Consider the following 8,808-nt stretch of genomic DNA (forward strand, 5'->3'; position numbering starts at 1 on the left):
GTACTCAAGGTTTGACGGTCACGCTCACCTCGACCGACATGCCCGGGCCGAGCTCGATGTCGGGGCGCTGATCGAACGTGATCTTGACCGGCACGCGCTGCACCACCTTCACCCAGTTGCCGGTGGCGTTCTCCGCGGGCAACAGACTGAAAGCGGTGCCGCTGCCGGCCTGGATGCTGCCGACATGGCCCTTGAAGCTGCGGCCATAGGCATCGACGGTGATCTCGACCGGCTGACCGGGTTTCATGTGCTGGAGCTGAGTTTCCTTGAAGTTGGCGGTCACCCAGACGTCGAGCGGCACCAGCACCATGATCGACTGACCGGACGAGGCCAGCGCGCCGACTGCGCCCGTCAGTTTGGCGATCCGGCCGTTTGTCGGTGCGCGCAGTTCGGTGCGTTGCAGATTGATGTCGGCGGTTTCCTTCTGCGCCTGCGCGGCCCGGAGCTGGGCCTGCGCGGATTCCCGCTGCGCGCGCAGCACGTCGATCTGGCGTTCCGCCGCGACTTGCGCGGCCTCCGCGGCGTCGAGCGCGGCTTTCTTGGAGGTGAAATCGGACTGTGCCTGCTGGGCGCGCTGCACCGTGCCTGCGCCATTGTCGACGAGATCCTGATAGCGCTGGTTCTCCTCGCCGGAGAATTTCAGCGCCGCCTGGGCCTCGGTGACCTGTTTGGCTGCGGCATCGATCTGCGCCTTCTGGGCTGCGATCTGCGCGGTGAAATTGTCGATCGACGCCTGTGCCTGTTGGATCTGCGCGGCCGCCTGATCGACCGCGGCCTGATAGTCGCGCGGATCAATCTTGGCCAGGAGTTGACCGGCTTTGACGACCTCGTTGTCGGTGACGGCGACCTGGGTGATGGCGCCGGTGACCTGCGGGCTGATCAGCACCGAGCGGGTGTCGATGAAGGCGTCGTCAGTCGTTTCGAAGTTGCGGGCGTGCAGCCACCACGCAATCCCGCCGCCGAGCGCGGCGACGATCAGCACTACGACCGCAATCGCGGCGATCGGATGCCGGCCGATCAGTGACTTCACGCCGCCCGGCCGGCTGTCTTGTTGATCGTCATCTTGGTCCCGGCGCTGCTCGGCGGGGGGCTCGACGACCCGAGAACGAGCGCGAGGCGATGAGGGCGACGGCTGAGGATCGGCGAGATCGGAGCCTGCGGAGGCGGGGCTATCGAGGGTATTCATCGGAAAACGCTCTTGCGCGCGGCATCGCCACGCCACGATCGCCAACACCGCGGTGCACAACAAAGTTCCATCGCGAAACTGCAGACGAGGTTCGCTCAAAACGACTTGCTCCGCGATTCGAAGGTCGAGGCAGCGGAATGCTTTGGCGCGGCGCGCAGGGTTACATGATCACGGGGGTGTGAAAGCCCGGCCGCCTGGACACCGCAAACAGGCTGCCGTTGTTGCCGGAGCCGGAAAATTGCCGGAAACGACAGGATAAGTCGCTCGTTTCGTCCCTGTTGCGATGCGAATTAGTTGTGCGATGCAGTGAGGAACTAATCATCACGTCAACTCGGCAGCCGTCGTGTTTTCGCGAAGTGATTGACGGTCGCAAAAGTGCGGTTCTTAATACACTCAACTAACAACGTTCGGTGCCCACGAACCAGGGAGGAGCGACCATGTCGATCTCCGGTAAGGTTGATCCTGTGGTGCGGCGAATTACGATCGCCGACATTGCTGAAGCGTTCGGACAAGGACTGCGCGATTTTCAGGCCGCGCCGCTTTATGGTCTTGCCTTCGGTGCGTTCTATGCCGTGGGCGGACTCCTGATCCTCGCCTGTCTCACCGCCTTCCATATGGTGTATCTGGCCTATCCGCTCGCCGCCGGGTTCGCGCTGATCGGACCATTCGTGGCGCTCGGGCTGTATGAAGTCAGCCGGCAGCGCGAAGCCGGGACGAGGCCATCCTGGCTGCAGATCATCGGGCTGATGCGCAGCCGCAGCGAGCTCGGCTGGATGGCGTTTGTCACGCTATTCCTGTTCGTGATCTGGATGTATCAGGTCCGACTGCTGATTGCGCTGTTCCTCGGCGTCGGCGCTTCGTTCGGTAGCCTGCAGGAGTTCATCTCGGCGGTGCTCACCACCAATGAAGGGCTGGTATTTCTCGCGGTCGGCAATTGCGTCGGGGCAGGGCTCGCTCTGGTGCTGTTCTCGCTGACAGCGGTCTCGTTCCCGCTGCTGCTCGATCGCGACGTCGATTTCGTCACAGCGATGGTCACCAGCGTCCGCGCGGTGGTGGCCAGCCCGCTGCCGATGATCGGATGGGCCGCGACCATCGTTCTGCTGCTCGTGGTGTCGGCATTGCCGTATTTCCTCGGCCTGGTCGTGACGCTTCCGGTTCTCGGCCATGCCACCTGGCACCTCTATCGCAAGATCGTCGCGCCGGTCGAGGCTGAGCTGCCCGTTGCTGAAGATGCCGATGCAACCAGCAACGTCGTGGTGATGCCGAAGCGCGCGGCCGTGGGCTGACTTGCCGGGCGGGTGTGTCGGGTTACTCCGGCGCGCCCGGCACCTCGATGCCGGCGCGCCGCAGCGCTGCGATCATCCGGAGCGGTGGCTGCATCGCGATCCGCGGTGCGCGCCCGGTTTCGAGCAGGCTCTTCAGCGACGACAGGATTGCCGGCCATCCCTGACGACCGCCCGACAGGATGTCATCGTCGAGCGGGCGCTCGTGCGCTTCGGTCATCGTCAACTTCACGGTCTCGCCGGCGGGCTCGATCGTGTAGCTGACGAGGGTGCCGCCGAGTGTTTCGACGAGGCCGGGCCAACCGACATTCCAGGTGATACTCAGCGCCTCCGGCGGATTCCACACCACGACCTCGCCGGTGATGTGTGGGCTGCCGTCCGGCGCCAGCAACTTCAGTGCGCCGCCGACGCGCGGCTCGATCTCGATCGCAAAGCCCGAGAAATAGTCCCTGCTGAATTCGGCGGAGGTCAGCGCCTGCCAGACCAGTTCGGCCGGCGCCGCGATGTAGATCGTGTAGACCGTCTGCGGCACCCAATTCTTGGCGGAGATCATGCGAGGCCCCGTCTGGTGTTACGCTGGCACATGAGCGACTGCCGCCGCCGCGTGCGACGGAGGCGCGAACGGCAGCGGGTGGCCGGTCTCCAGAATGCTCTTCAGGCTCGCCAGCACCATCGGCCAGCCGAAGCTGATGCTCGGCAGCGTCGCGCTGCCTTCGGCAAAGTTCTCGTGCGTGACGGTGAGCTTGACCAGCTCGCCCTGCGGTTCGATCTCGTAGGTGACGCGCGACGGCTTCTCCTGCCGCATCGCCGGATCCCACACCTAGACCCAATCATACGCCAGTCTGCGCGGCGGATCGGTCTCGACGATGGTGCAGCGGTTCTTGATCTCGCCGTCGCGCTCCATCGTCATCGCCGATCCCGCGGTCCAATCCGAGCGCAGCGTGCAATCCATCCAATAGCGGCGGGTGAAGTCGGCATCGGTCAAGGCGTGCCACAGCTTCTCCGGCGTGGTGCGAATATAGGTGACGTAGGCGAATTCCGGCTTACTCATCGCGCGTCTCCAATTTGCGTTTCAAGTCGCCGAGGGCGGCGAGCCGGCCGCGCTCGAATTTTCTGATCCAACGTTCGCCGATCTCGTGGATCGGCACCGGGTTCAGGTAGTGCAGCTTCTCGCGGCCGTGTTTGACCGTCGCGACCAGATTGGCCGCTTCGAGAATCGCAAGATGCTTGGTCACGGCCTGTCGCGTCATTGCCAGACCGTCGCAGAGATCGCTCAACGTTTGCCCGTTGCGAGCGTGGAGTCGATCGAGCAGAGCGCGCCGAGAACCGTCCGCCAGCGCTTTGAAGACCTCGTCCATGGCAGCAATGATAGGCAACTAAAAGGTTGCATGTCAAGAGCGCCGAGCAGCGCGGCTTTTCGCCGGTCGCCGCGCCGGAACCGGACTGCTAGGGTGGCGGCAGAATCTCTGTGTGGATTGGGATGCGATGTCTCTCGAAACCTACCTGACCTATGTCGGCGCCTGCATCGTGCTGGCTCTGCTCCCTGGGCCCGTGGTGACTCTGGTGATCGCCAACGGACTGCGACACGGCACGCGCGCGGCGCTGCTCAACATCGCAGGCGCGCAGCTTGGGCTCGGGTTGGTGATCGGGCTGGTGGCTGCTGGGTTGACCACGCTGATGGCCACAATGGGCTATTGGTTCGACTGGGTGCGGTTTCTTGGCGCCGCCTATCTGGTCTGGCTCGGGATCGGTCTGATCCGCCGGCCGGTCGAGGGACTGTCGACCGATCAGCCGCCGCCTCCGCCGCGCGGCGGGTTTTTCTTGCAGGGCTTCTTCGTGCTGCTGGCGAATCCGAAGGTGCTGGTGTTCTTCGGCGCATTCATCCCGCAGTTCGTCGACATGCAGCGCGAGACGGTGCCGCAGGTGGCGTTGCTCGGCGTCACCTTCATGGTGGTCGCGGCGATGACGGATTCGATCTATGCGCTGCTGGCAGGCCGCGCCCGCACGATGTTCGCGGCCCACCGCACCCGGTTGCTGTCGCGGATCTCGGGCGGATTCATGATCGGCGGTGGCCTCTGGCTGGCGCTCAGCCGGGCTAAGTGAGGGCGTTCTTTCCGTCCTTGCGAGGAGGCGAGGACGGCCGAGACATCCAGAGACGAGGGCTCGGCGTTAGCTGATTGCTGTGCCTTCGGCTCGCAATGACGTGGCGACTTTACGGTCAGGTCAGGCGACTACGACAGCACCTGCTGCTGCCGCAACGTGTCGACGATCGTGCTCAGCACCCGCGCCAAGCGCGCGGCCCATTCGACTTGGCCGGCCTCGTCGGCGATCTGGTCCTGACGGATTTCGAGGCCCGAGGTGATCAGGCCGCGCGCGGTGCCGTGCACCGGGATGGTGTAGTCGGTGCCGTCGGAGACTGCGTAAGGCTGGTTGTCGCCGACCACCAGTTCGGGCTCGCGTCGCAGCTCGGCGAGCAGCAGCGGCGGCAGCACGGTGCAGTCCTGATACAGCGTGCCGATATGCCAGGGCCGCGCCATGCCGTGATACACTGGCGTGAACGAATGCAGCGCTAGCAGCACGGTCGGCTGCCCGGACAGTTGCCGGTCCTCGATCGCGGCCTCGATCCGTTGATGATACGGATCGAAGATCAGCCGCCGCCGCTCGGCGGCGTGCTCGACGGTGAGCCCGTCATTGCCGGGGATGGTCGTCGCCTCGCTGACCAGCGGAATCGAGCTTTCGGCGCTCGGCGGCCGGTTGCAGTCGATCACCAGCCGTGAATAGCGTTGCGCGATCAGATGCGCGCCGAGCGCATCGGACACCCGCTCGGCGACCCCGGCGATGCCGACGTCCCAGGCGATGTGCCGCGACAGCTCGGCTTCGGGCAGGCCGAGATCGCCGAGCTGTGCCGGGATCCTGCGGCCGTAATGGTCGCACACCAGCAGGAACGGGGACTGTCCGTTCGGATTGCGCTCGATCACCGGAGGCTCTCCGGCATCGAGGCTGAGGAAACTATCGCGCACGCCGTCCATCACCTGACCTGCCTATCGACCTTTGTCGTCCAAGCCCCGCCGAATCGGTAGCGGATTCGCCGGCATGGCGTCGAGACGATTGAACATTGCCGGCACGAGCCGGACATGACAGTCCGCCAGCATTTGCGATAGCTTCGGCCGGGTTTGCTGAAGTTGCGGTGAATGATGTCCGATCGTCTGTTCGTCTACGGCACGCTGATGCGCGGCTACGATCATCCGATGGCGCGGCTGTTGTCGTCGAATGCCGAGTTTCTCGGGACGGCCGCGATCCCGGGCCGGCTGTACCTGATGCGGCGCTACCCCGGTCTAGTGCCATCCGACGATCCGGATGAGCGCGTCCACGGCGAGTTGTTCCGTCTGCACCGGGTGGACGAGGTGTTGGCGCAGCTCGATGATTACGAAGGCTGCGGCCTTTCGGATCAGCGTTCCGAGTACCGCCGCGAGATCGCCCAGGTGACGCTGGACGGCGGAACCGAACTCGACGCGTTCGTGTACTATTTCAATTGGGACGTGGCGCGATTGCCGCGGATCGTCTCGGGGCGATTTCAGCCGGAGGCGTTTTCCGGCTGAGATCGCCCCTGACGCCGAAATCCTAGCCCGTCAGGTGCAGTTCGACCCGCGCATTGGCGGCGAGCGGCAGCAACGTCAGCCAGTTCGGGTCGCCGGGCTCGGTAAGGCAGAAGCTGGGGAAGTCATACGCTTCGACCGAAGCGGTGGCGATGTCGAGGACATGGCCGCAGTCGTCGCATTTCCAGGAATGGATCTCGTACACGCCGTCGACGACTTCCATGCCGAGCGACGTCATCTGCGCATTGCAATGGGTACACGTAGCCATGATCTGGCTCCTTGTCGTTGAACGCGGCATTCCAGAAACGACGGGAACGACGCGGATGAGCCCTCAGAGCCTTGGCTGATCGTTCTCCCCCGACTTCCCTGCATTGTGCAGGGTGCGGTAGTTCAGTCCCGCTTTTGCGGTGCAGCAATGAGCTGGATCAAACCTGCTCCGCTCGCGAATTGGCGCGGGTTTACAGGGGTATTTGCCATGCCGCAATGCGAAATATTGCGAGGTGATGACGTGCGTGTGCAACCAATTTTATTCCCGCTAAGGTGGTTGAGCGCTTAGCGTTCCCGTGGTGCAATCCGAAACTAATCAGGATGGGCGCGACCGCTTGCGCGGTGGCCGGCGCTATCCGCGCTTCGACCTTGATACTTGTTCCATATAGGAGCGCAGCACCGCATTGATCCGGCGCTGATAGCCGCCCCCGTCGCGCTTGAAGAAGTCCAGTACGTCTTCGTCGAGGCGGATCGAGATCGGCTTCTTCTTGGCCGGGAGCACAAGTTCAGCCTTGGACCAGTCGATTTCCTCTGCTCCAGTCCAATCGGGATCGTCAGCGATCGCCTCCGCGATCTCCTTTTCCGTCATGGCATCGAAGCGGGCCCAGTCAGTCTTGCCCTTGCTCCGGTCGCCCCATTTGCGTGTGACGATATTCTCTTTCTTCATCGGCTCTCGGATGGCGCGCTGAAATGATCCTGATATTGTCGCCGCGGCGGGTGAAGATGACCGTGACGACCCGACCCGAGGTCACTCCGATCGCGATCCATCGCTCCTCACTGTTGCGATCCGACTTGCGAAGTAGGATTGGGCCATAAAAAACCTCCTTCGCTTCGTCGAAGTCGAGCCCATGTTTCGCGAGATTCCGTTGGCTTTTCTCTTCATCCCATTCGAATCCGAGAATGGATTCGAGGTCGAAGGAGTTTCTCATCGGTTCGATTCCGTGTTGTAGCGAGCTGTCGCTGCCCAGCGCGGCCGTTTCCTCCGACTTAACCTCTTCTTTGTTGTGTTGTATATACATTTGTAGCCACGAAGGTGCAACTCCCCTTCGTTGGGCAAATTGCGTTCTCCGGCGCGGTGGATAGCCGGGACAAGTCGCTACCCCTTCGCCGCGACGTTCGTCCGGTCTATATCCATGGTCCGTTGGCGCTTTTGTTGAGCGCTGTTTCCTGAGCCCGCACAATCCCGAGCCCCATGCGTTTCTCGCCGCAGTTCCTCGACGATCTGAAAGCCCGGCTGTCGGTGTCGGAGGTGGTCGGCCGTCGCGTCAAGCTGAAGAAGGCGGGACGTGAGTGGAAGGGCTTGTCGCCGTTTCAGCAGGAGAAGACGCCGTCGTTCTTCGTCAATGACGAGAAGCAGGCGTGGTTCGATTTCTCCTCCGGCAAGAACGGCTCGATCTTCGACTTCGTGATGCAGACCGAGGGCGTCGACTTTCCCGAAGCGGTCGAGCGGCTGGCGGCGATGGCCGGAGTCGCGCTGCCGGTGCAGACACCGGACGCGGCGCGGCAGGACCAACGCCGTAAATCGCTGTACGACGTGATGGAGCTGGCGGCGAAGTACTTCGCCGACAATCTCGCCTCGCGCGCCGGCGCCCGCGCCCGCGGCTATCTGGCCGATCGTGCGATCCTGCCGGGCACCCAGGTCAAGTTCCGCCTCGGCTACGCGTCGAACGAGCGCTATGCGCTGAAAGAACATCTCGGTAAGCACGGCGTGCCGGTCGCCGACATGATCGAGGCCGGTCTGTTGTCGGCGGGCCCTGATATCCCGGTGCCGTTCGACAAATTCCGCGACCGGGTGATGTTTCCGATTCTGGACCTGCGCGGCCGGGTGATCGCGTTCGGCGGCCGGGCGCTGGAGAAGGACGTCTCGGCGAAGTATCTGAACTCGCCCGAGACGCCGCTGTTTCACAAGGGCGACAATCTCTACAACCACCCAACCGCCCGCAAGGCCGCCCATGACGGCGGCTCGGTGATCGTGGTCGAGGGCTATGTCGACGTCATCGCGCTGGTCACCGCGGGTTTTCCCGCCACCGTCGCGCCGCTCGGTACCGCACTGACCGAAGTGCAGCTGCAGCACCTCTGGAAGATGGCCGACGAGCCGATCCTGTGCTTCGACGGCGACCGGGCCGGACAGAAGGCGGCGTATCGCGCCGCCGATCTGGCGCTGCCGCATCTGAAGCCCGGCAAGAGTCTGCGCTTTGCGCTGCTGCCGGAAGGTCAGGATCCCGACGATCTCGCTCGCGCCGGCGGCCGGCTGGCGGTCGAGGAGGTGATCGGCGCGGCGCGTCCGCTCGCCGACATGCTGTGGGCGCGGGAGACCGAAGGCGGCCTGTTCGCCACGCCCGAGCGCCGGGCGGCGCTGGAGGCGCGGATCAACGAGCTGTCGAACGGTATCCAGGACGAGGTGGTTCGGCGCTATTACCGTCAGGATCTGGCCGAACGGCTGCGGGCGGCGTTCGCCCCGGCGGGCGGCTATGGC

11 protein-coding genes and 1 pseudogene are annotated in these 8,808 nt (G+C 63.9%); 4 read left to right on the forward strand and 8 right to left on the reverse strand.

What is annotated here, in order from left to right; translation table 11 throughout:
- Positions 1–4 precede the first annotated feature (4 nt).
- Positions 5–1,030 carry an HlyD family secretion protein gene (locus tag DY468_RS19100; protein ID WP_349644299.1) on the reverse strand — a complete coding sequence of 342 codons (1,026 nt, stop codon included), beginning with the start codon at positions 1,028–1,030 and terminating at the stop codon, positions 5–7.
- 593 nt (positions 1,031–1,623) lie between these two features.
- Here DY468_RS19100 and DY468_RS19105 point away from each other — a divergent pair.
- Positions 1,624–2,472: a DUF2189 domain-containing protein gene (locus DY468_RS19105; RefSeq protein ID WP_164606362.1), complete on the forward strand. Its 849-nt coding sequence runs from the start codon at positions 1,624–1,626 to the stop codon at positions 2,470–2,472.
- Positions 2,473–2,494: 22 nt separating this feature from the next.
- Here DY468_RS19105 and DY468_RS19110 read toward each other — a convergent pair whose 3' ends face one another.
- The 3 genes and pseudogenes from DY468_RS19110 to DY468_RS19120 form a co-directional block, all read right to left on the reverse strand.
- A complete protein-coding gene (locus tag DY468_RS19110; RefSeq protein WP_164606363.1) occupies positions 2,495–3,022 on the reverse strand; it encodes an SRPBCC family protein in 528 nt (175 codons plus the stop codon).
- Between the two features lie 18 nt (positions 3,023–3,040).
- Positions 3,041–3,520, reverse strand: a pseudogene (locus DY468_RS19115) (SRPBCC family protein).
- Entirely contained in the window at positions 3,513–3,827 is a 315-nt protein-coding gene (locus DY468_RS19120) for an ArsR/SmtB family transcription factor (protein WP_164606364.1), read from the reverse strand. The pseudogene DY468_RS19115 and the gene DY468_RS19120 overlap by 8 nt, the downstream one beginning before the upstream one ends.
- Positions 3,828–3,954: 127 nt before the next feature.
- Between DY468_RS19120 and DY468_RS19125 the strand changes: the two genes are divergently transcribed.
- Positions 3,955–4,572: a LysE family translocator gene (locus DY468_RS19125; protein WP_164606365.1), complete on the forward strand. Its 618-nt coding sequence runs from the start codon at positions 3,955–3,957 to the stop codon at positions 4,570–4,572.
- 128 nt (positions 4,573–4,700) lie between these two features.
- Here the strand turns inward: DY468_RS19125 and DY468_RS19130 are convergent, their stop codons facing one another.
- Entirely contained in the window at positions 4,701–5,498 is a 798-nt protein-coding gene (locus tag DY468_RS19130; protein ID WP_164606366.1) for an N-formylglutamate amidohydrolase, read from the reverse strand.
- A gap of 162 nt (positions 5,499–5,660) precedes the next feature.
- Here DY468_RS19130 and DY468_RS19135 point away from each other — a divergent pair, with 162 nt between their 5' ends.
- On the forward strand, positions 5,661–6,068 hold the full coding sequence (locus DY468_RS19135) for a gamma-glutamylcyclotransferase family protein (RefSeq protein ID WP_164606367.1): 408 nt from the start codon (positions 5,661–5,663) through the stop codon (positions 6,066–6,068).
- A 22-nt stretch (positions 6,069–6,090) separates the two neighbouring features.
- On the opposite strand, the gene DY468_RS19140 is transcribed toward DY468_RS19135, so the two are convergent.
- The 3 genes from DY468_RS19140 to DY468_RS19150 form a co-directional block, all read right to left on the reverse strand.
- The gene (locus DY468_RS19140; protein ID WP_164606368.1) at positions 6,091–6,333 is read right to left on the reverse strand and encodes a hypothetical protein; all 243 of its coding nucleotides are present in this window, start codon (positions 6,331–6,333) and stop codon (positions 6,091–6,093) included.
- Positions 6,334–6,684: 351 nt separating this feature from the next.
- Complete coding sequence (locus DY468_RS19145) at positions 6,685–6,999, reverse strand: BrnA antitoxin family protein (protein ID WP_246701047.1); 315 nt, start codon at positions 6,997–6,999, stop codon at positions 6,685–6,687.
- Positions 6,941–7,351, reverse strand: a complete 411-nt coding sequence (locus DY468_RS19150) for a BrnT family toxin (protein WP_246701048.1) — start codon at positions 7,349–7,351, stop codon at positions 6,941–6,943. The genes DY468_RS19145 and DY468_RS19150 overlap by 59 nt, the downstream gene beginning before the upstream one ends.
- A gap of 173 nt (positions 7,352–7,524) precedes the next feature.
- Here DY468_RS19150 and dnaG point away from each other — a divergent pair.
- Positions 7,525–8,808: DNA primase (gene dnaG, locus DY468_RS19155; RefSeq protein WP_164606369.1), on the forward strand; the 1,284-nt coding region annotated here is incomplete at its 3' end.

Source organism: Rhodopseudomonas sp. BR0M22 (genome assembly GCF_010907035.1).
In the GTDB taxonomy this organism is placed as follows: domain Bacteria; phylum Pseudomonadota; class Alphaproteobacteria; order Rhizobiales; family Xanthobacteraceae; genus Rhodopseudomonas.